General features: G+C 31.4%; 20 protein-coding genes and 1 tRNA gene. 7 read left to right on the forward strand and 14 right to left on the reverse strand.

Annotated features, from left to right (window positions below; genetic code table 11):
• Nucleotides 1-97 precede the first annotated feature (97 nt).
• The 5 genes from CLU83_RS16740 to CLU83_RS16760 all read right to left on the reverse strand — a co-directional run bounded on the left by CLU83_RS16740 (nt 98) and on the right by CLU83_RS16760 (nt 8,196).
• Nucleotides 98-946, reverse strand: coding sequence for a bifunctional 2-polyprenyl-6-hydroxyphenol methylase/3-demethylubiquinol 3-O-methyltransferase UbiG (locus tag CLU83_RS16740; RefSeq protein ID WP_100432659.1), 849 nt, complete (start codon nt 944-946; stop codon nt 98-100).
• Between the two features lie 85 nt (nt 947-1,031).
• Nucleotides 1,032-1,499: a GNAT family N-acetyltransferase gene (locus CLU83_RS16745; protein WP_100432660.1), complete on the reverse strand. Its 468-nt coding sequence runs from the start codon at nt 1,497-1,499 to the stop codon at nt 1,032-1,034.
• 289 nt (nt 1,500-1,788) lie between these two features.
• Nucleotides 1,789-3,660 carry a tRNA uridine-5-carboxymethylaminomethyl(34) synthesis enzyme MnmG gene (gene mnmG / locus CLU83_RS16750; protein WP_100432661.1) on the reverse strand — a complete coding sequence of 624 codons (1,872 nt, stop codon included), beginning with the start codon at nt 3,658-3,660 and terminating at the stop codon, nt 1,789-1,791.
• A gap of 799 nt (nt 3,661-4,459) precedes the next feature.
• Complete coding sequence (gene ybeY / locus CLU83_RS16755; protein ID WP_100432662.1) at nt 4,460-4,879, reverse strand: rRNA maturation RNase YbeY; 420 nt, start codon at nt 4,877-4,879, stop codon at nt 4,460-4,462.
• Nucleotides 4,876-8,196 carry a hypothetical protein gene (locus CLU83_RS16760; protein ID WP_100432663.1) on the reverse strand — a complete coding sequence of 1,107 codons (3,321 nt, stop codon included), beginning with the start codon at nt 8,194-8,196 and terminating at the stop codon, nt 4,876-4,878. Before CLU83_RS16760 ends, ybeY begins: the two co-directional genes overlap by 4 nt.
• Before the next feature lie 153 nt (nt 8,197-8,349).
• Between CLU83_RS16760 and gltX the strand changes: the two genes are divergently transcribed.
• Entirely contained in the window at nt 8,350-9,861 is a 1,512-nt protein-coding gene (gltX, locus tag CLU83_RS16765; protein WP_100432664.1) for a glutamate--tRNA ligase, read from the forward strand.
• A gap of 41 nt (nt 9,862-9,902) precedes the next feature.
• Here the strand turns inward: gltX and CLU83_RS16770 are convergent, their stop codons facing one another.
• The 5 genes from CLU83_RS16770 to CLU83_RS16790 form a co-directional block, all read right to left on the reverse strand.
• Nucleotides 9,903-11,303, reverse strand: coding sequence for a hypothetical protein (locus CLU83_RS16770; RefSeq protein ID WP_100432665.1), 1,401 nt, complete (start codon nt 11,301-11,303; stop codon nt 9,903-9,905).
• Between the two features lie 118 nt (nt 11,304-11,421).
• A complete protein-coding gene (locus tag CLU83_RS16775) occupies nt 11,422-11,676 on the reverse strand; it encodes a DUF6327 family protein (RefSeq protein ID WP_100432666.1) in 255 nt (84 codons plus the stop codon).
• 2 nt (nt 11,677-11,678) lie between these two features.
• On the reverse strand, nt 11,679-12,029 hold the full coding sequence (locus CLU83_RS16780; protein ID WP_100432667.1) for a competence protein: 351 nt from the start codon (nt 12,027-12,029) through the stop codon (nt 11,679-11,681).
• 10 nt (nt 12,030-12,039) lie between these two features.
• On the reverse strand, nt 12,040-12,369 hold the full coding sequence (locus CLU83_RS16785) for a YtxH domain-containing protein (RefSeq protein WP_100432668.1): 330 nt from the start codon (nt 12,367-12,369) through the stop codon (nt 12,040-12,042).
• A gap of 530 nt (nt 12,370-12,899) precedes the next feature.
• The gene (locus CLU83_RS16790) at nt 12,900-14,996 is read right to left on the reverse strand and encodes a glutamine--tRNA ligase/YqeY domain fusion protein (RefSeq protein ID WP_100432669.1); all 2,097 of its coding nucleotides are present in this window, start codon (nt 14,994-14,996) and stop codon (nt 12,900-12,902) included.
• Between the two features lie 161 nt (nt 14,997-15,157).
• Between CLU83_RS16790 and folB the strand changes: the two genes are divergently transcribed.
• On the forward strand, nt 15,158-15,526 hold the full coding sequence (gene folB, locus CLU83_RS16795; RefSeq protein ID WP_100432670.1) for a dihydroneopterin aldolase: 369 nt from the start codon (nt 15,158-15,160) through the stop codon (nt 15,524-15,526).
• Between the two features lie 84 nt (nt 15,527-15,610).
• Nucleotides 15,611-15,681: transfer RNA gene (locus CLU83_RS22175), tRNA-Cys, on the forward strand.
• Between the two features lie 461 nt (nt 15,682-16,142).
• Here the strand turns inward: CLU83_RS22175 and CLU83_RS16800 are convergent.
• Genes CLU83_RS16800 through rnr form a run of 3 tightly spaced genes read right to left on the reverse strand, consistent with a single transcriptional unit; the run spans nt 16,143 to nt 19,740 of the window.
• A complete protein-coding gene (locus tag CLU83_RS16800; protein ID WP_100432671.1) occupies nt 16,143-16,820 on the reverse strand; it encodes a LysE family translocator in 678 nt (225 codons plus the stop codon).
• Between the two features lie 34 nt (nt 16,821-16,854).
• The gene (locus CLU83_RS16805; RefSeq protein WP_100432672.1) at nt 16,855-17,520 is read right to left on the reverse strand and encodes a head GIN domain-containing protein; all 666 of its coding nucleotides are present in this window, start codon (nt 17,518-17,520) and stop codon (nt 16,855-16,857) included.
• Between the two features lie 39 nt (nt 17,521-17,559).
• The gene (gene rnr / locus CLU83_RS16810; RefSeq protein ID WP_100432673.1) at nt 17,560-19,740 is read right to left on the reverse strand and encodes a ribonuclease R; all 2,181 of its coding nucleotides are present in this window, start codon (nt 19,738-19,740) and stop codon (nt 17,560-17,562) included.
• A 106-nt stretch (nt 19,741-19,846) separates the two neighbouring features.
• On the opposite strand from rnr, the gene CLU83_RS16815 reads away from it, so the two are divergent.
• From CLU83_RS16815 to CLU83_RS16825, 3 genes are all read left to right on the forward strand, one after another.
• Entirely contained in the window at nt 19,847-20,080 is a 234-nt protein-coding gene (locus CLU83_RS16815; RefSeq protein ID WP_100432674.1) for a hypothetical protein, read from the forward strand.
• Nucleotides 20,081-20,968: 888 nt separating this feature from the next.
• Entirely contained in the window at nt 20,969-21,397 is a 429-nt protein-coding gene (rpiB, locus tag CLU83_RS16820; RefSeq protein ID WP_100432675.1) for a ribose 5-phosphate isomerase B, read from the forward strand.
• A gap of 3 nt (nt 21,398-21,400) precedes the next feature.
• Nucleotides 21,401-22,318 (forward strand): cation diffusion facilitator family transporter, encoded by a 918-nt coding sequence (locus CLU83_RS16825; RefSeq protein ID WP_100432676.1) that lies wholly within the window; start codon nt 21,401-21,403, stop codon nt 22,316-22,318.
• Nucleotides 22,319-22,389: 71 nt separating this feature from the next.
• On the opposite strand, the gene CLU83_RS16830 is transcribed toward CLU83_RS16825, so the two are convergent.
• Nucleotides 22,390-22,659 carry a DUF1294 domain-containing protein gene (locus tag CLU83_RS16830; protein WP_100432677.1) on the reverse strand — a complete coding sequence of 90 codons (270 nt, stop codon included), beginning with the start codon at nt 22,657-22,659 and terminating at the stop codon, nt 22,390-22,392.
• Between the two features lie 56 nt (nt 22,660-22,715).
• Here CLU83_RS16830 and CLU83_RS16835 point away from each other — a divergent pair, with 56 nt between their 5' ends.
• Complete coding sequence (locus CLU83_RS16835; protein ID WP_100432678.1) at nt 22,716-24,839, forward strand: Tex family protein; 2,124 nt, start codon at nt 22,716-22,718, stop codon at nt 24,837-24,839.
• Nucleotides 24,840-24,872: the final 33 nt, after the last annotated feature.

The following is a 24,872-nucleotide window of genomic DNA, read 5'->3' on the forward strand; positions in this document are numbered from 1 at the left end:
ACTCATTTAACATTATCAATTTTAATTATAAATAATACTATTTTAATAAAATTTAGCTATTTTAAATGCTATTGTAATTAAATCCTTAAAAAAGGTTTTATTTGTTTCCAATGATATAAATATGAGACGAATATTCCATATTTTTCATGGCTTTCAAGTTAGACTGGAGTCCAATGAAAAAGGCTTTAAAATAATTCATTTTACCGTTTTTATATTTCTCAGAAAGCAGGCTTACATAGAATGAATCAAATTTCATTGGCAGTACTTTTTGCAGATGCATGTTTTCTTTATCAAAGAGCAATTCGATTGCTTTTTTAGAAAAATGCCAAAAGTGAATCGGCACATCATAAGCCGCCCAAAAATGTCCGTAATGCTTGGCATCAAAAGATTTAAAATTTGGAACCGCCACAATCAAAATTCCAGTCGGTTTAAGCAATCGCTTCAATTCTTTAATTTGTTCTTCCAAATTGGGAACATGCTCTAAAACATGCCACATCGAAATTACATCAAAAGAATGACTTTCTAATTCGGAAGTATTTTCTACAAAAGAAACTCCTTTGCTTTTGGCAATTGCTTTAGCTTTATCACTAGGCTCCACTCCTACCGTTTTCCATCCGTCTTTTCCAGCTACTGCTAAAAACTCACCAGTTCCAGCACCAATGTCCAAAATCTGCCCTTTTGAAGGTTGATACGAATTGATTAAATCTAATTTATTTTTTAATGCAATGTTTTTCACAAAATGATATGCTTTTTCAAAAAGTGATCTTTTGGAATCAGTATGCGAAATGTAATCGGCACTTTCGTAATATTTACCAAGAATATCTAAACTCGGCTGCGGATGCGTAATTAACATGTCCAAAGTTTCGTCATGATACAAATCGAAAGTTTCCTGAGAAACAGAGTAATCTTTTACAGTAAGAAAATGTTTTTTGCTTGTAATGTCCATTAGTATTTTTAAATAAATAATTTCAGCCTTTATTGTAAAAGCTGAATGAAAATCTTTTTTTTATCAGAACAGAAATGCATTTATGCTATTTCCTATCCCATCTTATTTTAACAGCAGAAATTTTATCATTTTCAATTCTTATGTTTTCACAAATAGAAAAGCCATTTTTAAAATAAAATTCCATAGGCGACAAATAAGATTCTTTATTTTGTTTTACATCATTTTGATGATCGGTTGCCCACCCATTCAAAACCGAACTGCACTTTTTTAATTCATTTAACAAAAGAGTTCCATAGCCTTTCTGATGCACATTTGAATTAACAATAATACCAAACCAGTTTTCATTTTCCCTTTCAAAATTAAAAGCCCAGCCTTGCAGTTTGTTTAAATCATCAGCAAGCAAAAAATGTTTTAATTCAGAAAGTCCGTCAAGATAATCCTCAAATTCGGACAATTCAGTATAAACTAATTTCTCAGGATATTCTGAATTCCAAAGTTCAAACAAGGATCGTTTTTGTTCTAAATTTAAAAGCTTGGTTAGAATAACATTCATTTTTAAAATAATTTTAAAAACCGTTTATCCAACAAATATAGGCTTTACAGCTGTGGTTTCACGTGGAACATTTAAAAAAAATACAATATTCAATTTTTAGAATTCAGAACAAAAAACTTAGCAAAAAATTAATTTTGACGAAAGAATTTAAAAAAATTAAAATCCTTATCGTTTCAATTTATCATAACTAAAAACTGACTTAAAGTAAAACTTTACATAAATTTAAAATTTGAATACCGAAGTCATAAAAGCAAAAATCGTTAATCCTCTCTCAAAAAAACTAAAATCTTTAGCGTCCCATATAAATCAAAAGCACCGAAACATCGCTTGGCGAAACTCCGCTAATTCTTGAAGCCTGTGAAATCGTCACAGGACGAATCCTGCTTAATTTTTGTTTTGCTTCAATCGACATGGATTTGATTTTATTATAATCAAAATTTTCAGGGATTTTCACATCTTCCAAACGAGAAAGCTTGTCAGCATTATTTCGTTCCTTTTCAATATAACCAGAATATTTAACCTGAATTTCGGCCTGCTCTAAAATTTCCTGATCCAAATCATTTTCAGCTACATATTCTTTAACTTTTTCAAATTTCATAATATCTTCCAAATCTATTTGAGGTCTGGAAAATATTTTAAACATTTTATCGCCTTGATTAATTAAGGCTGTTTCTTTAGATTCCAAAATAGGATTTGTTTCTGCAACCGAAACACTGGTCTCTTTGAAAAAAGCAACCATTTTTTCAGATTCATTTAATTTATGCTCCATGCGACGCAAACGCGCATCTGATGCCAAACCAATTTCATAAGACAAAGGCGTTAATCTAAAATCGGCATTATCCTGACGCAATAATGTTCTATACTCCGCACGGGACGTAAACATACGATAAGGTTCTTCCGTTCCTTTCGTAATTAGGTCATCAATCAAAACTCCAATATATGCTTCATCTCTTTTTAGAATTAACGGAACTTGTTCATGAACTTTGAGATGCGCATTAATTCCAGCCATCAAACCTTGAGAAGCCGCTTCTTCATAACCAGTAGTTCCGTTTATCTGTCCAGCAAAATACAAACCTTCTACCAATTTAGTTTCAAGCGTATGCTTCAACTGTGTTGGGGGGAAATAATCATACTCAATAGCATAACCTGGACGAAAGAATTTCACATTCTCAAAACCAGCAACTGAACGCAGCGCTTTAAATTGAATATCCTCCGGTAAAGAAGTTGAAAAACCATTTACATAAACCTCACAGGTATTCCATCCTTCGGGTTCAACAAATAACTGATGACGTTCTTTATCAGCAAAACGATTAATCTTATCTTCGATAGACGGACAATATCTTGGTCCAAGACTTTTTATTCTACCATTAAACATTGGTGAACGATCAAAACCTTCTCTCAAAATATTATGCACTTCATTCGAAGTGTACGTCATGTGACAGGATTTTTGAAACTCCAAAGGTTTCGTCAAATCAGAATATGAAAACTTATCAGGACGCGCATCACCTTTCTCTTCATTCATTTTAGAATAATCCAAAGATCGCCCGTCCACTCTAGGAGGCGTTCCTGTTTTCATTCTTCCAGCTTCAAAACCGGCATTGACCAAATCTTCTGTTATTCCATACGCAGCACTTTCTCCGGCACGCCCACCTCCAAATTGTTTTTCTCCAATATGAATCAAACCATTCAAAAAAGTGCCATTTGTCAAAACCACAGATTTGGATCGAATCTCAACACCCAAAGAAGTCCTGATTCCTTTTATCTTTCCGTTTTCAATTATCAGACCTTTTACCATCTCTTGATAAAAATCAAGATTTGGAGTTCCCTCCAACATCATTCTCCATTCTTCAGCGAAACGCATACGGTCACTTTGAACACGCGGAGACCACATAGCAGGTCCTTTTGATTTATTCAGCATCTTGAATTGAATAGCAGTTCTATCCGAAACAATTCCAGAGTAACCCCCAAGTGCATCAATTTCCCTAACTATCTGTCCTTTTGCAATTCCGCCCATTGCCGGATTGCAAGACATTTGTGCAATGTTTTGCAAACTCATTGTCACCAGCAAAGTTTTGGAACCTAAATTTGCGGCCGCAGCCGCAGCTTCAGAACCAGCGTGACCCGCTCCCACCACAATTACATCATACTCTTCTAAAAACATTTTATTATATATTAATCCTTTTTAAAAAGGAATTATGAAACTTCAAAATTTCGTTCCACGTGAAACAATCTAAACAATCTAAACAATCTAAACAATCTAAACAATCTAAACAATCTAAAATGTTTCACGTGAAACATAAAATCTTAACTAACTAAACCACCCAGCACTTTCAGTATAGAGAATTCTTTTACCAAGAGCTTTCAATTCCTGACCATCTTTTATTCAAGAATAAAATTTTGATCACTATTAATATCTTCCCTCAGTAGTTCTAAAAAGATTCATTTACATTTTACAAGTAATATTTCTAATACTTCTAAAATCACAACCACTTGCTTAAAATATCACCAAGAACAACATAGTTTTAATTAAAGAAAAAATACTCGTATGTTTCTTAAAATCTCCCTTAAAACTTTTCAAAGCCTAATTAATATTGTTTTTTACACATATACAAAACCAACTTAATTTTTTAAAACTTCAACTTATTCTGCATCGTATATTTGTATCAAAACTTTACGTAACGCTTTCAAACATCTTCTTGCGTAAATTCAAATCTATAATTCATAACACAAACCACACAGCAGATCAACGAGACTACTACACATAAACCTTTTCTTCTGTTTGCATTCATAGCATGAAAAATAATTTTCCAATATTACAAAAACCTAACGATAAACCACAGAATTAAAACCTATTCAAAAAAACTGTTCCACGTGAAACATATTCATTTCGAAGTAGAAAATTCAAATAACGTTCCACGTGGAACAAGTTGATTTTTTATATGTTTTTAATAAAAACAGAACTATTGTTCCACGTGAAACATAGCTAATTTTTCGTCTTCTTTACTTCTCATTAAAGCTTCATCTTTCTCTGATTTATCTTTGTATCCACAATAATGCAATATACCGTGAACTAAAACGCGCTTTAATTCATCTTCGAAAAAAGTATTGTAATCTTTAGCGTTATCTAAAACTCTTTCGGTCGAAACAAAAATATCGCCACTTATCTCATTACCCATCGTGTAATCAAAACTGATAATATCCGTAAGCGTGTCATGATTAAGATACTCTAAATTAATCTTGTGAAGGTATTCATCATCACAAAAGATATAACTGATTTCTCCTTCTGATTTGTTCTCCGAAACTATTACAGCACTTAACCAAGCAGCGATTGCTTCCTCTTTCTCTAATATAAATTCGGATTCGTAATTAAAATTGATCATTTGTTGTTAAAATATACTTGAACCTTTTGATTAAAATTCGAGCGCAAAGGTAACGATTGTCTGTTTAATATTTCGATACTGTTCAAATAATCTAAAAGCTCCTTTGGTAACGGACTTGCTTGATTACTAAAATTAGTTTTATTAGTTTCAGACTGGCGTTTCGGATCCTCTCCCTGCAGGCGAATAGCAGTGTCTAATTTTAAAAGTTCTTGTTTAATATTGTTTATTCTTTGAAGCGTTTCGTTACTAAAACCTTTATTCAATAACTGTTTTTCTAACTGCTTCATTTGTTCTAAGGCATTGTTTCCATTGTTCCCAACACCCTTTTTATTCAGTTCTTCCTGAAGAGCTTCACGCAACTGTTTTTGCTCTTTGTAAATATCCATAGTTGCTTTTGCATCTCCTTCACCATCTCCATCAGACTCTCCGTCTTGACCCTGTCCTTTACCAGATTGCGACCCTTTATTGTTACTATCACCTGGCTTATTTCCTTCACCAGGTTTGTTGCCAGACTTCATGCCCTGCTTCATTTTATCCTGTAACTCACCCTGCTTTTTAATGATATCAGGTAACTGCATACCTGAACCTTTGCCTGGCTTAGGTTTTCCTCCACTGCTTCCAGACATTTGCATCTGCATACTGTTAAGAGAATCACTTAATAAATCAGCTAACTTATTAGCAGATGAAACAGCATATTGCTGTTGGGAAACTCCTCTTGAAACCTGAGATTCAGTAAAACTATCAAGAGATTTGTCAATGTTGTATTGTACATCCGCAACCTCTTTGGTAACAGATTCAGCTATTTTGGGCTGACGCAAAGACAATGCAAAAAGGCTGTCGTCAATATGCTTGAATTGTGTTTTTAAATTCTGCTGATTTCTAACATACTTACTGAAAGATGGCGAACCCAGCCTAGTTGCCTTGAATTGGTTCATTACATCTTCTTGAGAAAAAGAATAAGCCAATAAATTATCTAATATTTGACGTAACATCTTTACATCTTCTTCTATCTGATCCTTGTCTGATTCTTCCATAGCCTTCTCCATAGCTTTGGACATTTCCTTCATCTTCTTTGATGCGCTTTTTTGATTCGATTTCGCTTTGGATTTATTATTATTCTGCAAATCCGAAGTCGCTTTTTTTAGATCATCCTTTATACTATCTTCCTTATTTAAGTCAGATGGGATATCCATGGGTGACTTTAAATCTTCATTGTCTTTATCTAATTGCTTTAATTCTTCTTGAATTTTCTCAAATTCTTCATTCAATTTCTTTTGTTCAGCAGCAGAATTTTCTTTTTCATTCTCAGATAATTTATCTTCTTTCTGCGATAATTTATCAAGCTTATCCGCCAATTGTTCAGCCTTCTTATCTACATAATAACGCTTCGTCAATTCAACTAACTGAGCTAAATTTTTATTCTGGCTCTTACTGTTCTGTTTAAACTTTTCTAATTTTTCAACAAAATCTTCATCTTTAATTTTATTGTTTAATTCGTTAAGTTCGTCCAATAATTTTTTATTCTTATCTAATTCTTTGTTTGTGTTTTCAAGTCTTTTTTGGAGTAATTCTTTAGTTTCACTTTTCTGATCGGGATTAGATTTATCAAGATTCTCTTTCATCTTATTAGCGAAATCTTTCATGCTTTCGTTTTGCTTTTGCTGCTCGTTAATAAAATCATTGATTTTTTGACGGTCTTTAAAATCTAAACTGTTCTTTTCTTTGCCAGTTTTTTGCAATTTGTCTATTGCCGCAAACTGCTTATCCTGTTTAGATAATGTTTTTTGCAAACTGTTAATTGCACTGTTTTGCTCCTGGAGCGCATTATTTTGCTTTTCCTCATCAGACAAAATTCGATTAGAATAGACAGAAGACCGTGAACTTTTAAAATGATGAATAGCATCATTATCAAAAACTTCGAAATAAAACTCATAATTTACTCCTTTTTCCACATCAAGATTACTTGGGAAGTTGAAAACAATCTGATCAAAAGTATCGTGCTTAATAGCAATTGTTCCACGCTTGGCACTTAGCGGTTTTCCTGATTCATAATAAACAACCTGCAATCTGGAAAAACCATAATCATCGGCAATCTGCCCAACAAAATAAGAACTTTCAACACTTAAACTATCTGGTGCTTTAGCAATATTGATCGTTGGAAACTGATCTTTAACCACATTCAGCTGATAAGTCAATTTTTCGAAGTTTTTTACATTATTATTTGATGTAACTATTTGGTATTCTGTATTTTGAACTATATTTTTAGTCAAATTAAAAGCATTATCGCTCTTAGCAAAGAGAAAAGCTTGTAAATCATTTTTCCACATCACATTTTGGGTCGCATTTGTATTCATTACCCAAGTAACCTGAGTTCCTTCTGGAATAATTCCGTTACCTGTTCCTTTTACAACAGAGCTTTTTTTATTTAAATAAGCTGGATATACAAACCTCATTTCAAAATTAGAAATGGTGGGAACTGCAATAACTTTCAATTCATAATCACGAGAAACAACTGCATTAGCTTCCAAATAAAATGGAACATTTGTAATAGGTTTAGCAATTTTAAATTGAAATTCTCCTGGGCGAATCGTTTCAAGAAAGTAACTTTCATCACCTATATGAATCATAACATTTTCTGGAACAACCGCTCCATCAGATTTGATCTTTAAAACAAAATCTTTGCCTTGTTCTGTAATTAAATTTGAATTTAAAACTTTGAATTTAAAAGGTGCTGGCGGAGCAAATGCAGAATTGAAGTGCACTACCCTATCTAAACTTTGAGAAATAATACGGCTGTTACCTGATAGAAAAAAGAACAATAAAAAAAGAATTGGTAAAACAGCCAAAGGCAGATACTTTTTATTAGTACCAAAATCAATAGCTTTTCCAAATGGTATTGGCCGTAAAGAATTAGCCTTTTGCTCGATGGAAGCTAATAATAATTCGGAATTATAAGCAGAAACATTCTCCTTTGAAAGCTGTAAATAATTAGTTAATGTATCATTTACTTCCGAAAAATGACTTCCAATAATCAAAGAAGCCTGAGTATAATCGATTCCTTTTTGAAATTTTAATATTTTGAAGATTGGAAACAAGATAAAACGAAGCAGTAAAAAGACTTCTACGGTAATAAAAAACCAAAATAAAAAGGTTCTTCCTTGTGGTCTTAACCAAAGGAAATACTCAATAAAGAGTGTAAAAAGAAAATAGATTAATCCCAGCCCAATAAAAAATATAGTGCCACGGATCAATTCATTTGTATAATACTTCTTTATAAAAGCTTCTAACTTTTGATGTATCGAATTTGATTTTTCCAAAATTCACGTATTAATTTAATAACCAATAAAAGTAATAATTTTAATGCTTACGAAAAGGTAAATAAAACATAATATTAAAGCCTTGAAGAAACAGTATTTACAGTTATCGAAAGGACGAATTGAAATTGTATATTTGCAAAAAAATTTACAATAATGTCTAAACCAGTTCGTGTGCGTTTTGCACCAAGCCCGACGGGGCCTTTACATATTGGCGGCGTACGTACCGCTTTATTTAATTATTTGTTTGCAAAAAAAAATGGAGGAACTTTTTATCTACGAATAGAAGATACCGACCAAAACAGATTTGTTCCAGGAGCCGAAGAATACATATTGGAAGCCTTGGAATGGTTAGGAATTGCACCTGAAGAAACCGTTGGAAAAAATGAAAAATTCGGTCCATACAGACAAAGCGAAAGAAAACACCTTTACAAACAATACGCAGATACATTGATAGAATCTGGTAATGCATATTATGCATTTGATACTGCCGAAGCTTTGGATGTACATAGAAAACAGCACGAAGCTGAAGGAAAAACTTTTATTTACAACCATCACAATCGTGAAAAACTAGATACTTCATTAGTAATTTCGAAAGAAGAAACTGCTAAAAGAATTGCCAACAATGAAGATTATGTAATCCGTTTTAAAACTCCGGTAAATGAAACACTGCATTTGCAGGACATCATCCGCGGAGAAGTAAAATTTGAAACTAATCTTTTGGATGATAAAGTGTTATTCAAAAGTGACGGAATGCCTACTTATCATTTAGCCAATATTGTTGATGATCATTTAATGGAAACCTCACACGTTATTCGTGGTGAAGAATGGCTTCCTTCTATGCCGTTACACGCAATGCTTTACCGCTCATTTGGTTGGGAAGCACCAGAATTTGCACACCTTCCATTGATATTAAAACCAATTGGTAATGGTAAATTATCCAAACGTGATGGAGACAAAATGGGATTTCCAGTGTTTCCATTAGAATGGAAAACTGCAGAAGGTGTTTCATCAGGCTATAGAGAAAAAGGATTTTTCCCAGAAACAGTTGTAAACTTTTTAGCACTATTGGGCTGGAATGACGGGACTGATAAAGAACTTTTTTCATTAAAAGAGTTGTCAGAAGCATTTGATTTGAAAAGAGTTCACAAATCAGGAGCTAAATTTGATCCAGAAAAAAACAAATGGTTCAATCATCAGCATTTGATGAAAAAAGATAATACGGTTTTGGCCGAAGAATTCACAAAGATTATTGAATTAAAGAATCTAAACAGGTATTTTTCTTTGGCTGAAATGACAAAAATTGTTTCATTAATAAAAGACAGAGCCGATTTTGTTTCTGATTTTTGGGAAATGAGTGACTTCTTTTTTATAGCTCCAACAAACTATGACGAAAAAGCTACTAGAAATTGGAAAGCTGAAACTCCTGCATTAATGCAAGAATTAATATCGGTACTCGAAGAAATAAGTGATTTCACTTCTTTGAATATTGAAACAATCGTAAAAGATTGGCTGACCAAAAATGAAATTGGAATGGGCAAAGTAATGCAACCGTTTCGATTGAGTTTAGTCGGAGCTCTTAGAGGCCCTCACCTATTTGATATTGTCGAAGTCATTGGAAAACAAGAAACTATTACAAGGCTACAAAAAACAATAGCAACATTATAAAAACAAAAAAAGCTCCCAAATCATTGGGAGCTTTTTTTATACTAATCTTTAAAAAGTGTTACTTTGAAATATTCATTTTCAACGCTTTCATTTAACCAAATTCCTTTATCCGAAAATTCTGCTGAAAAAAACATTTTGTTACTTGAGTTTTTACTGCTTATATAAGCAGCAATTTTAGAATTTAAATTAAAAGCAACGACCCCATTAAAGTCAAACGTTGTATTCTTAAGCTGTTTAAGATTTTTAAAACTCGAATTAATATCAAAATAATTGTTATTAACATCGTTTAAATGAGCGAAGGTTTCATTAAATTCTAAAGCTTGTGTTTTTACTGTTTTCCCAGAAACTTTATCTACAATACTATAATTAAAAAAATCTTTCAGCCCATTAATTCTAATTGTAAAACAAACATTATTATTTAATTGAAATAAATCAACAAAAATGGTGTTCATTACATGTCCTTTATTAAAATCAGAATCATTAATATTATTGATTGATTCCCAAATCTTATTCCCTGATTTATCAAATTTGAAAATATAAAAACCTTTAGGATTAGCCATAGTATTTAACTTTCCTGATTCATCGCCAAATAGTCCATAAATATAAATATCACCATTATTTACATCTTCAATATAGTTGTTTATAGAAAGATCATCTGAAAAATGGAGAAAATCATTATCATAACCGCCATAATTATATTTTCCAGCATCATTTTTTGAATACAGAAAAACATGATTTGGAATTTTTAAATTATAAACTAAATTGTTAACTTTTTTTCCTTCATTTGATAAACGAGTTTTATACAAAATAGTATTTAAATAATCTTTTGAAATAGATTTACTTACTAAATCAATTGTTTCATCATAATTAACAACTAAATCAAATCTAAATTCTTCTTTTATATTTATAAAACCTGATCCAATATAATTGTCTAAATTAGGTTTTTCGATTTTATAAGTATTCTTCTTTCTGGTTAAAATATCTTTTACAGATAAATAAATATCATCTTTCAAAAAATCAATTTTGAAATTCCCTTTTTTATCGACTAAATTATATTCATATTTTGATGTAAAATTATGCTTCTTTTCGAAAAATAAAATATTAGAATCCTTAACTTCAGATTTATTTATCTCAATAATTTTACCGTCAATGATATACATGTATTGAGGATTAAATTTGCTTTTAGATTGATCTACATTAAAAAAAGAGTTCTCAGAATTTGCATGAATTAACATATCAGGTTTAAAACCATCTGAAAGCGGTTTTTTATTGCCATTAACATCATAAATATCTTTCCATATCAGTACAGAATTACCATTTGGCAGTAAGGTAGATTTATAATATAAATATTGTTTGTTATCCTTTACTTCAAAAATTGTTGTAGTCTGAGCAGAGACATAAAGGCAAGAAATTAAACATAAACTAAATAAAATTCTTTTCATAATGAAAATCAGTTGAATAAAATTAATAAGAGCTAAAATAAGTAAATAAAATTTAACAAATAAAATCTTTATTAAACAATTATTATAGCTCAATAATTAATAATAACAAAAAAGAGGCTTAAAAGCCTCTTTTTCTATTAATAAAATAACTTATGAGATAAGGAACTATTGTCTGTAATATAGACCTCAAAGGATTGGGAAAACTGTCTTTATAAGGAGCTAAAAAACCTTTAACAATATTTTCGGGTGTAATCGCATCTCTAGTTTTCTGAATACTCAAAACTAATCTTTGATAACTGATTTGCTTTTCTAATTTCAAGATCTCAAGATCACGATCAATAGCTGCATAAGAAGAATACTTTTTGTTTTCCATAATTAATCATTAAAAAAGATTTCAGAGAATTTTTCTAAAATTGGTCCTTCTATTACTTTGTCTTTAACCAAAAATAAAAGTAAAGTAGCAATTAAGTACATACCTGCTACAGAAATAAAACCTATAGCATAACTGTCAAAATAATTCCCAATAAATAAAGCTAAAGCAACAGACACAAATAATAAAACCATACTAAAGCATAATAAGATCAAAGTAAATTTTAAAATCATGGTAGTTGATTTCATTGCAACCTTGAAACCCCATAATTTATAATAAGATACTGATTTTTCAAAATAAGCTTGAGCTTCATTTTGAATATCTTCTGAACTTTCTTTTATCTTATCAAATGCCATAGTCTAGATTTTATGACTGAAATTTAGCATTTTTTTCTTTAAGTTCAGCTAATTTGTTTTCTAAGTAAGAAACAACATCTTCAGTTTTTTCACTAAGACTAGCTACAATATGATCATAATTGCGATCAATATCCTCTTTATTCAAAATACCTCTGCTTTTAAGCTTTTCAGTAACCTCATGTAATTTACCATTAAGATTGTGTTTTACATCATCAAAACCATCTTTGATTTTTTCTCTAGTATTAGAACCTTTATCTGGGGCAAATAAAATTCCAAGCCCTGCGCCAATAGTTGCACCAACTAAAATAGCTATTAATGTATTTCCTGTGTTGTTTGACATTTTATTAAAATTTAAAAGTTACTATTTAATAAATTTACAACTTTATCAACAAACATGTGTTAACAAGCCGTTAAACTACAAATTAATAGCTAAAAAAGTAAAATAAAGCCTCTATTTGGATTAAAAAAGATAAATGATATATAGATATAAAAACTAAACAAAGTTATATTAAAACAAATATATGAAGGTGATTTTTAATCAAAAATATCAATTAAAAATTATTTTAAAATAGATAAAATAAATAATAAATATATTTTATCTAAAATCAAATAACAATAATTAAAATAAACCAATAAAAAATAAAAAAAGGCTATTTTAAGTTAAACCTTAAATTAAAACTCCTAATTAATCAAAAAATAAAAAACATAAATTGATATAAGCTAAATCAGAAAATAGCTTAGAATCAATTTATGAAAGCTGTTTTTTATAAAAAATATTTATAAAAATTTAAAAAATAATCACTAATATATATAATAAAAAAATCGCTTAATTAAAAGCGATTTATATTGATAAAAACTATAATATAAAATTTATATTGAATTTAAAACTTCCATAACTTTTTCATTCTTTTCTATATTTCTTAAATCAGCAATTTGAGATTCAAAAACAGAATGATTAATTAAATCTTTTTTGATATTTAATAAAACGAAAATTCGAACCGATGCCAATTGACTTTTTAACGACATTGTATATAATTTATGAACAACATCTAAATCAATATCATTAGCCTTAACTTTATCAGAAAAATGTAAAAGTAAATTAGCAAACAATAAAGAATTATTATCATTCTTAACATTCTTAACAACCGTTTGACTCAATAAACTAAAATTATCAATTGATTTAATATTATCAACAATACTATTCAAAAGAGTAATTGCAATACTTTCATCCTTTTCTTTTACATATTTATTGATCTCTTTTTGAGTATTCATCAACAAATTAACCTCTTTCTTATCCTTTTCTTCCCAAGCATCTTTAAGACTCACAGTTTTGTTAAATACTAATTTTGAAGCAGTTGAATCTTTATCAACAACAAAATAACCCAAACGTTGAAATTGGAAATGTTCACCTATTTTAGCATCAGCTAAACTTGGTTCTACATATCCTTTTACAATTTGCAAAGAGGCTGAATTCATAAATTCTAAGAAATTTTTCTCTTTATGACTGTCAGGCGCTTCATCAATAAACAAACGATCATACAAACGAACTTCCGCTTCAACAGCATGTGAAATTGAAACCCAATGCAATGTTCCAGCTACTTTTCGTTTACTCGCCTCACTCCCGCTCCCGCTTAAAGAATCAGTATCATAACTAACTTGAATTTCAGTAATAACACCATTTTCATCTTTAGTAATACTCTCACCTTTAATAATATATCCGTTTTTAAGACGTACTTCATTTCCAATACTTAATCGGAAAAACTTAGCTGGAGCAACTTCAAGAAAATCATCTCTTTCTATATATAATTCACGAGAAAAAGGCACTTTTCTATAACCAGCAGATTCATCTTCTTGATTATTTTCTGCATCCAGCCACTCTTCTTTTCCTTCTGGATAATTAGTAATTACCACTTTTACAGGATCTAAAACAGCCATAACTCTTGGAGCCGTTTTGTTTAAATCTTCACGCAAACAGAAATCCAAAAGAGAAACATCAATTATATTTTCACGCTTTGCTACACCAATCACCTCGCAAAATTTACGGATAGCGGCAGCTGTATAACCGCGTCTTCTAAGTCCGGAAATAGTTGGCATTCTAGGATCATCCCAACCATTTACTATATTTTCCTGCACCAATTGCAAGAGCTTACGCTTACTCATGACGGTATAGTTCAGATTTAAACGAGCAAACTCATATTGATGCGGACGCACTTGATTTTCATCATAGATTTGATCCAAAAACCAATCGTATAATTCACGGTGCATCACGAATTCCAAAGTACAAATCGAATGTGAAATTTGTTCGACATAATCACTTTCACCATGCGCATAATCATACATTGGATAAATATTCCATTCATTTCCAGTACGATGATGGTGGCGGTGTAATATTCTGTACATCAATGGATCACGCATGAGCATATTTGTCGAAGCCATATCTATTTTCGCTCTTAAAACATGACTTCCTTCAGGGAAATCACCATTTTTCATTCCTTCAAAAAGAGCTAAATTTTCTTCAATAGAACGATTTCTGTATGGTCCATCGACTCCCGGTTGTGTAGGGGTGCCTTTTTGAATAGCCATATCTTCAGAAGATTGACTATCAACATAAGCTTTACCATTTTTAATCATAGCAATTGCCCATTCGTATAATTGCTGAAAATAATCAGATGAATACAATTCTTCAGACCAATTAAAACCTAACCATTTTATATCGTCTTTGATAGCATCAACGTACTCCTGCTCTTCTTTAGCTGGATTGGTATCATCAAAACGTAAATTTACCGGTGCATTGTATTTTATACCTAAACCAAAATTTAAACATATAGATTTAGCATGACCAATATGTAAATAACCATTAGGTTCTGGAGGGAAACGAAAACGTAATTTATCTTGTGAAAAACCGTTTGTTAAACTGTCTTCTATAATTTGTTCAATAAAATGAAGGGATTTCTCTTCTGATGCCATTTTTTAAAATTTTAGCAAAGATAAAAAATTGAACATAGATAACACTCAATAAGATAATAGACTTTAAAGAAAAAACAGTTGTCATATTTTAATACATTTGTATAAATTATCTACGCTTATAAATATAAAGAAATGCTTTCTGATTACATAAAAACAAAAAAATGGGAACAATAAAATTAAAAAATATCCGCACTTTTTCATACCACGGCTGTTTGATAGAAGAAGGAAAAATAGGTTCAGATTATAGTATTGATTTAGAAATAAAAACAAATTTGAAAGAATCCTCCATTTCAGATAATTTAAAAGATACGGTAGATTATGTGCATCTGAATAGAATTGTAGTTGAAGAAATGGCTATCAGATCCAATTTATTAGAACATGTAGCCAAAAGAATTATTGATAGAGCCTTATCAGAGCTTGAAACAGTTTCAAAAATCAAAGTAGCTGTTTCAAAAATAAATCCTCCTATTGGCGGTGATGTAGAAGCTGTTACCATAGAAATGGAAGAAGAACGTTATTTCAATTTATAACAATTGTCATAAAAAAGGAAAAAAGTTAACTTTTAGCTTTTAAACTTTAAAAATTTGAGTTACTTTTGCCATCCGTTCAACAATGGCGTCGTGGCCGAGCGGCTAGGCTGGGCTCTGCAAAAGCTCCTACTCCGGTTCGAATCCGGACGATGCCTCAGGAACCTCTAAAGCAATTTAGAGGTTTTTTTTATGTTTAATTTTTAGAAAAAATTAGTTAAAGATATAGTTCGAATCCGGACGAGATTCATAACCCTTAAAGCAATTTAGAGTTTTTTTATGTTTAATTTTTCTAAAAATTAAATAAAGGTTAGGTTCGAATCCGGGTGATATATCTAAAACCTTTAAAGCAATTTTAGTCATTTTTATGACTTATTTTTTATAAAAAAAAAGTAAAATTTAGGCACGAATCCAAATAATTCTTTCGAAACTTCTATAGTAATTTAGAATTTTTTTATTTCTAATTTTTCTAAAAAACATAGAATGAGATTGCTTAGTTCCTCGCAAAGACTTGATATGTCTTTGCGAGGAACTAAGCAATCTTACTAAAATAAGCTAATTATTAGTACAAAAAAAGAGGCTAATTACAGCCTCTTTCATATTATATTTCTTTTAAAAATTACTTATCAATTTTCTCAAAAGCATTCTTTACCATTTGTTTTTCTTCTGGAAACCAGCCTTGAAAAATTAATGCAAAACCAAAAATTATTAAAATAACACTTATTCCTCTTTTAATTTTATAGATATTAGTTGGTGTCATTTTGTGCTTCAATTGCTTTGCCAATGCAATTTTAATACAGTCAATTATTAAATAAGTTAAAATAACTGAGATAAAAAATGTTAATACTCTTGAAGTCTCCATTTCTAATTTTGGTCCTACTGAAATAATTACAGCCAGCCAAAATCCAAGAACGCCAATATTGATAATATTCAGAAAAAAACCTTTTAAAAAAAGACCCAGATAATTCTTTTTTATAATCTCGTTATCAATAGTTTTGGTGTTTACTCTTTTCTCTTTTTTAATTCCAAGGAAAGAAATAAAACCATAAGCCATCATTATAAATCCTCCAAAAATGAACAATGAAGAATTATCATTTAAACTTTGAATCAATCTGTAACTGCCTAAATAGGCAATTGTTATAAAAAAAACATCACCTAAAACTACACCTAAATCAAAAACTAAAGCGGCTCTAAATCCTTTAATAATACTTGTTTCAAGTAAAATAAAAAATACTGGACCAATCATAAAACTTAATAATACTCCCCAAGGAATACCTGTCAAAATATCGTTTATCATTAAAAAATGACTTTAAAAATTAGTTACAAATTTATTATTTCTGAACTATAGTTCCACCCATAAAGGTTTCTTGTCTTAATTCTTTTGGTTTACCATGAACAGTAATAGTTCCTCCGGCTTTTACTTTTGCGTCAACCAGAATACTGGCTTTTACATCAGCGCTTCCCCCTGCAGATAAACTTACTGTAGTTTGAGAAGTTTCTAAATCACCAGCTTCTAAAATCCCTCCAGAATTAATTAAAACCGATTGAGTGACTGCTTTGCCTGTAATTTTAATAATTCCTCCAGAATACGCTTTAATAGTCGCTTTATCGACATCCAATACAGCAGTAATCTTAGCTCCTTCCTGTGTTCCTAAAGTAATAGTAGTTTGCTTGAAAACATCAGCACAGATTACGCTGCTGCCTTCATTAGCATCAATACTCTGGATTTTCTTGAAGTATATTGTAACTTTTGCTTCATCACCAGACATTATTTTTGTTAATGGCATTTTTATTTTTAAAAGTCCATTTTTATTAACAATTTCAACTTTACTTTGATTTGTTCCAGTTATTTCGGCTTTGTTTTCATTGGAAGCTATTAAAGTTACACTCAATTTATCAAATACTTTCAAATCTGTAAAGTCCCCAAGATCTATAGTGGTTTGCGCGAAAGTAATTTGTGCAAGAAGTACAAAAAATACTAAAATTATTCTTTTCATTTCAAAAAAATTTAATTGTTAATATATCTATTTAAAATCCTACTCATTTCTTTTTATAAAATTGAAATCCAATTGTTTTTTAACCAAATCAGCATTTTTTACTTTTACATAAATCTCATCACCCAATTGCAATAATCGATCGGAGTTAGATCCTACCAATGCATACTGTTTTTCATCAAAAGTATAATAATCCTCTTTTATATCACGAGTTCTTACCATTCCTTCACATTTATTTTCTATGATTTCTACATAGATTCCCCATTCGGTAACTCCTGAAATAACACCTAAAAATTCCTGATCTTGATGGTTCTGCATGTATTTTACCTGCATGTATTTTATAGAATCTCTTTCGGCATTAGTGGCCAAACCTTCCATTGTTGAGGAATGCAGACATTTCGCTTCATACACATCTTCATCTACTGATTTTCCTCCATCCAGATAATATTGCAATAAACGATGCACCATTACATCAGGATAACGGCGGATAGGCGATGTAAAGTGTGAATAATAATCAAATGCCAGTCCGTAATGACCAATATTATCAGTAGAATATTTAGCTTTGCTCATCGATCGAATAGCCAAAGTATCGATTAAATTCTGCTCTTTTTTACCATTAACTTCTTCCATCAAAGCATTCAATGATTTGGAAATATCACCTTTATTTCTGAAATCAATTTTATAACCAAACTTAGCAATCAGATTTTGCATCGCTATTAATTTGTCTTCATTCGGCTCATCGTGAATTCTATAGATAAACGTTTTCTTTTGTTTTCCAATGTATTCCGCAACTTTTCTATTAGCTAAAAGCATAAATTCTTCAATCAGATGATTCGCATCTTTTGAAACTTTAAAATAAACTCCCTCAGGTTCTCCTTCTGCATCCAAGTTGAATTTAACTTCTACTTTATCAAAAGAAATAGCGCCTTCATTCATTCTGTTTCTGCGAAATATTTTGGCTAGCTCATCCATTTTTAGCGTAGCTGCTACGATTTCATACGAAACTACATAAGAACTTCCTGTAATAGAAGTTTCAGCAGGAATAGTATTGTCTTTGGTTTCAATAATGTATTGCGCTTCTTCATAAGCAAAACGCTGATCAGAAAAAATTACTGTTCTGCCAAACCATTGATTGACAACCTGACATTTCTCGGTGATTTCAAAAATAGCCGAGAACGTGTATTTCTCTTCCTGCGGACGTAATGAACAGGCAAAATTAGAAAGTACTTCTGGTAACATAGGTACTACCCTATCCACTAAATAAATGGATGTTGCTCTTTGAAAAGCTTCATCGTCTAATATAGTTCCTTCTTCCAAATAATACGAAACATCAGCAATATGAATCCCTATTTCGTAGTTTCCATTTTCTAACTTTTTGAAAGACAATGCATCATCAAAATCCTTAGCATCTTTTGGATCAATTGTAAAAGTCAGCGTATCGCGCATATCTCGGCGCTTGGCTATTTCACTGGCTTCAATCGAAGTATCGATTTTCTGTGCGAAGGTTTCAACTTCAATAGGAAACTCAGCAGGCAAACCATATTCGGCAAGAATTGCGTGAATTTCGGTATCGTGTTCTCCAGGTTTTCCAAGAACTTTCACCACTTTTCCAAATGGACTGTCTGCTCTGGCAGGCCAGTCTTCGATGTGAACTAAAACGACATCTCCCTGTTCAGCCTCCCCTATTTTATCTTTCGGAATAAAAATATCTGTGTACATTTTTGGATTGGCAGTCGATACAAAAGAGAAATTCTTTTGAATATCAATCACTCCAACAAAATCGGTCTTGTATCTTTCGATTACTTCAATAACTTCACCTTCAGCCCTTCTGCCGCTTCTTTTATTATAAACATATACCTTTACAGTATCTTTATCCAAAGCGTGATTCAAATTATTACTTGGTATAAAAACGTCTTCTTCAAATTCCGGACAAATAAAATAGGCAGTTTTACGGCCAGTCATGTCAATTGTTCCTTCGTAATACTCTTTGCTTGCCGCTTTTATCAAATATTTTCCAGGTTCGGATTCTATAATTTTTTTTGAAGCTGCCAAAATCTTTAAATCTTTTATGATTTGATTACGGCTTTGGGTATCGTCTAATTCTAACTTTGCTCCTATTTGCTTATAATTAAAGGCTTTATTGGCACTTTGCGATAATATCTTTAAAATTTTATCCGAGAAGTCTTTCTCTTTCTTTATCGGCTTTCTTAATCTTTTACTCATGTATCTTTTCTTAAAAGCCTAAAATTACGAAATTGTATTCACTATTCTGTCTTCTCCAGTAGTTTTAAACTAATTATAACTTTACTACATTTATAAAAAATTCAAAATGAAAGGCTTTAAAACAATTGCTATTTTTAATTATCCGCATGAAATCGTGATACTTAGACATATTTTGGATCAGGAAAAAATTTATTATTTTTTCGAAAACGAACACATTGTCTCCATTGACCCCCTGGCAAGCTTTGCTTATGGCGGCATCCAGCTCAAAGTGCATCCAAACGATTTTGAACAAGTGCAGGAAATACTCGATAATTTGAATCCAAAACTTTCCATCGTTTAAAAAAATTCTTGATTCAATAATTTTTTGGCGTGACCACAAGGGTCGGGCTGTACGTTCCCGCTTCCAGATGAAAAATCGGGAGAGCTCCACTTCCATCCCTCACGCAAATCCTGAAAAACAACATTAGTAGTAGAAAAAAGAAAAGAACTTTTGAAGAAACTGAATATTTTTAAAATTTTTCTTTTTTAAACTTTCAAAGTTGTCAACATATATTAAATACAACAAAAAGAAAATTTAAATTTAAATTAATTATTTATGGTTATTATAGCTTGTTAATTGTTGCTATAAATTTTTAAGAAAATGTATTGAAATCAAGTTTTAGGTATTTATTTTGAGTTATCAACACTGATATTAATACTTAAATACTTAGTTTTTAAGGTGTTTTTTAAATTAGTTAACAACTGTTAACAATTCAAAAAATATGTAAATTGTAAATAAGTGAATTTTATTTTTTTGTTGAAAAACCATTTTTAAGTATTGATAACTTTTCTAAAAATTCACCAAACTTTATTTGGATTTCTAATATCAGTTTTGGATTACTTTTTTTTTGTTTACAAAACTAAAAAACTTCTAAAATTCTATCTAAAGTTATAAACATTTTATGTTAATTTAAGGTTAACTGAATATCAATTAGTTACGTTTTAGTATTAACAATACAAAATATTAACATTTAAATTACATTCTGTGTATTGATTTACAGACTATTATGTTTTTGTGTAAATGTTAATAAACTAAAAAATTTCTTAGCATCAATCAGTTATGGTATTTTTTTTAAATAAAATTTTTTGTTTTTTTCTTAATCTGTTCTTAAGAATTGAATGACTGTTTTGTGGCTTTTTCTAAAATACTTTGGTTAAATTTGCAGTTTAAAATCTAATACAAAAAAAAATGAAAATTTCTATAGGAAACGACCACGCAGGACCAGATTATAAAAAAGCAATTGTTCAGTATTTAGAATCAAAAGGACATGAAGTAACTAATTATGGAACAGATACAGAAGCTTCTGTAGATTATCCAGATTTTGGGCATCCTGTTGCTGTTGATGTTGAGGAAGGAAAAGCTGATTTTGGCATTGTAATCTGCGGAAGCGGAAACGGAATAGCAATGACTGTTAACAAACACGCTGGAGTTCGTGCTGGTTTATGCTGGACCAAAGAGATTGCTTATTTAACCCGTTTACATAATAATGCTAACATTGTTAGTATTCCGGCTCGTTATACTTCTATTCAGCAAGCTATTGAAATTGTTGAAACTTTCTTAGAAACTGAATTTGAAGGAGGAAGACATCAAACTAGAGTAGATAAGATTAGCTGTTAATATATTTTGGAAAATCACAGCCATCATCACAGCCATCACCATCATGTAGAAGGTAAGAACTTATTGTTTTCGATTGTTTTAAATATTGTTATCACCGTTGCACAAATTATCGGCGGTATTCTCTCCGGAAGCTTAGCTTTGCTATCAGATGCACTGCATAATTTCTCCGATGTACTTTCTCTGGTATTTAGTTATGCTGCTCATAAATTATCCAGAAAAAAAGCCTCCGTTAATCAAACTTTTGGTTATAAAAGAGCTGAACTTATAGCCGCTTTTATTAATGCAATGACATTGATAATAGTGGCTTTGTTTTTAATTTATGGAGCAATAGAGCGTTTTTTCAATCCGCAGCATATTGAATCAGGATTGGTGATTTGGCTTTCTATTTTAGGAATTGTAATGAACGGTTTGTCTGTGCTATTATTAAAAAATGATGCAGATAAAAACTTGAATATGAAATCGGCATATTTGCATTTATTTACTGATATGCTGGCTTCTATTGCAGTTTTGATTGGCGGTTTGCTGATGAAATATTTACAATGGTTTTGGGTAGACAGCGTATTGACATTGGTTATTGCAGTTTATCTGATTATTGTTGGTTTTGATTTACTAAAAAAATCGACCCAGATGCTTATGCTTTTTACACCGATCCACCTTGATATCAATGATATTATAGAAGAAGTGCATAAAATTTCGGGAGTTAATAAATTACACCACATTCACGTTTGGTATCTTAATGAAGAGGAATTACACCTTGAAGCCCATTTAGATTGTTCTGATGATATAAAAATGTCTGAGTTTAATGCACTTTTAGATAAAGTGGAGCATGTTTTATTCGAAAAATTCCATATCAATCACATCAATATTCAGCCTGAATATAAAAAAGCAGAAGATTCTAAGGATTTTATAGTTCAGGATTAGTTTTGAAAAAAATCGGGGTGCTTCGCACCAAATAATCTAAGCTCGGTCGAAAAACCGGGCTTTTTTATAGTTTATTTCCAATTACCCAAATAAAACCAACTTATTAAAATCTGTACAATTACAATTAGCCAAAATTTTAAAAGATAGCTTTTTTTAACTGTTTTATGTCGGAAAGTAAGCATTGCTAAACCTGAACCAATAGTTCCTCCAAATAAAACAATGCTTAATAAAGTCCGCTCCGAAATTCTTTGTTTTTGACATTTCGCCAAATGTTTATCATAAGCCATTAGCATAAAAGCGATTCCGTTCAAAATCAAAAAATAATAGAATAAAATATCCATTTAGCTAAAATTAAGTTTCAAAGATATTATTTTAGCTGTCCGAAAAAAATCAAAAAATGACTAACATACAATTTATCTCCAAATCCGTTAACACGGCTGCTATAAATATTCAAAATACCGTTCAATTATTACAGGAAGACTGCACGATTCCGTTTATATCTCGTTATCGAAAAGATAAAACAGGAAATCTCGATGAAGTTTTTATTGAACAAATAGCCAAATCTCAAAAAGAGTTTGAAACGATTGTAAAGCGTAAAGAAGCGATTTTAAAATCCATTCAGGAGCAAAACGCATTGACTCCCGAATTGGATAAAAAAATTCAGCAAAGCTTCGATTTACAGGAATTAGAGGATTTTTATCTGCCTTATAAAAAGAAAAAAAGAACCAAAGCAGACGTAGCTCGTGAAAACGGATTAGAACCTTTGGCCAAAATAATTATGGCGCAAAGCAAAGACGATGTTGATTTCTTGGCTACACAATATTTGAATGATAACGTGATCAATGAAGAATCGGCTCTGCAGGGAGCGAGAGACATTATTGCCGAATGGATCAATGAAAACATTTATGTTAGAAAACAATTGAGGAGATTGTTTGAGCGTAAAGCCACAATCACGACTAAGGTGGTTAAATCCAAAAAAGAGGAGGAAGGCGCACAAAAATTCAATCAATATTTTGAATGGTCAGAACCGTTGACCAAAGCACCGTCGCACAGATTGCTTGCGATTATGCGTGCCGAAAATGAAGGTTTCATCAAGTTTAAGGTTGATGTGGAGTTGGATGACGCTTACGACATTATTGACGAATTAATCATAAAAGGGGATAATAGTACGACGTCACATATTCAATTGGCGATTGAGGACAGTTATAAGCGTTTGTTGAATCCAGCGATTTCAAACGAAGCTTTGCAAGAAGCTAAAGCTAAAGCGGATATAAATTCAATTCAGGTATTTGCCAATAATTTAGGGCAGTTGTTATTGGCGCCGCCATTGGGTGAAAAACGAATTTTGGCAATTGACCCAGGATTTCGTTCGGGTTGTAAAGTAGTTTGTCTGGATGAAAAAGGCGATTTGCTGTATAACGAAACCATTTATCCGCACGCTCCGCAAAAGGAGGAAACTATGGCGATAAAAAAAATCCGTTCGATGGTCAACGCCTATCAAATAGACGCAATATCAATAGGAAACGGAACGGCTTCGAGAGAAACAGAATTCTTTATCAAGAAAATTGCCTTTGACAAACCCGTTCAGGTTTTCATTGTTTCGGAAGCTGGTGCTTCGGTGTATTCGGCTTCGAAGATTGCGAGAGAGGAGTTTCCTAATTATGATGTTACGGTTCGTGGATCGGTTTCCATTGGGAGAAGATTGTCGGATCCGTTAGCGGAATTGGTAAAAATTGACCCGAAAGCAATTGGAGTGGGGCAGTATCAGCATGATGTGGATCAAACTAAATTAAAAGAAGAATTGGATTCAACTGTAATTCGCTGTGTGAACTCAGTTGGTATAAACATCAATACCGCGAGCAAGCATTTATTGAGTTATGTGAGCGGAATAGGAGAGAAGCTAGCCGAGAATATTGTTGCTTATCGTTCTGAAAACGGCCCATTTACAGATAGAAAACAGCTAAAAAAAGTGCCTCGTTTGGGCGATAAAGCCTACCAACAAGGAGTCGCTTTTATCCGAATTTCGAATGCTAAAAATCCGTTGGATAATTCGGCAGTGCATCCAGAAGCGTATGCCATTGTCGAAAAAATGGCGAAAGATTTAAAACTTTCAGTAAATGATTTGATTGCCAATAAAGAGAAAACGGCTCTGATTAAACCCGAAAATTACGTTACGCCCGATATTGGAGTTTTGACCTTGAAAGACATTATTAAAGAGTTGGAAAAACCGGGATTAGACCCAAGAAAAGCCGCCACTATTTTTGAATTTGATCCGAATGTAAAATCAATAAAAGATGTTCGTACAGGCATGATTCTGCCTGGAATTGTCAATAACATTACCAATTTCGGCTGTTTTGTTGATATTGGGGTGAAAGAAAGCGGATTGGTTCATATTTCTCAACTTAAAGCGGGTTTTGTGAGCGATGTGAATGAAGTGGTAAAATTACATCAACACGTTACTGTAAAAGTTGTGGAGATTGATGAGGATAGAAAGAGGATTCAGCTGACGATGATTGTCTAGAAAAGGGTAGTAGATTAGATAAAAATAAAATAT

It is taken from the genome of Flavobacterium sp. 1 (genome assembly GCF_002797935.1).
GTDB lineage: Bacteria > Bacteroidota > Bacteroidia > Flavobacteriales > Flavobacteriaceae > Flavobacterium.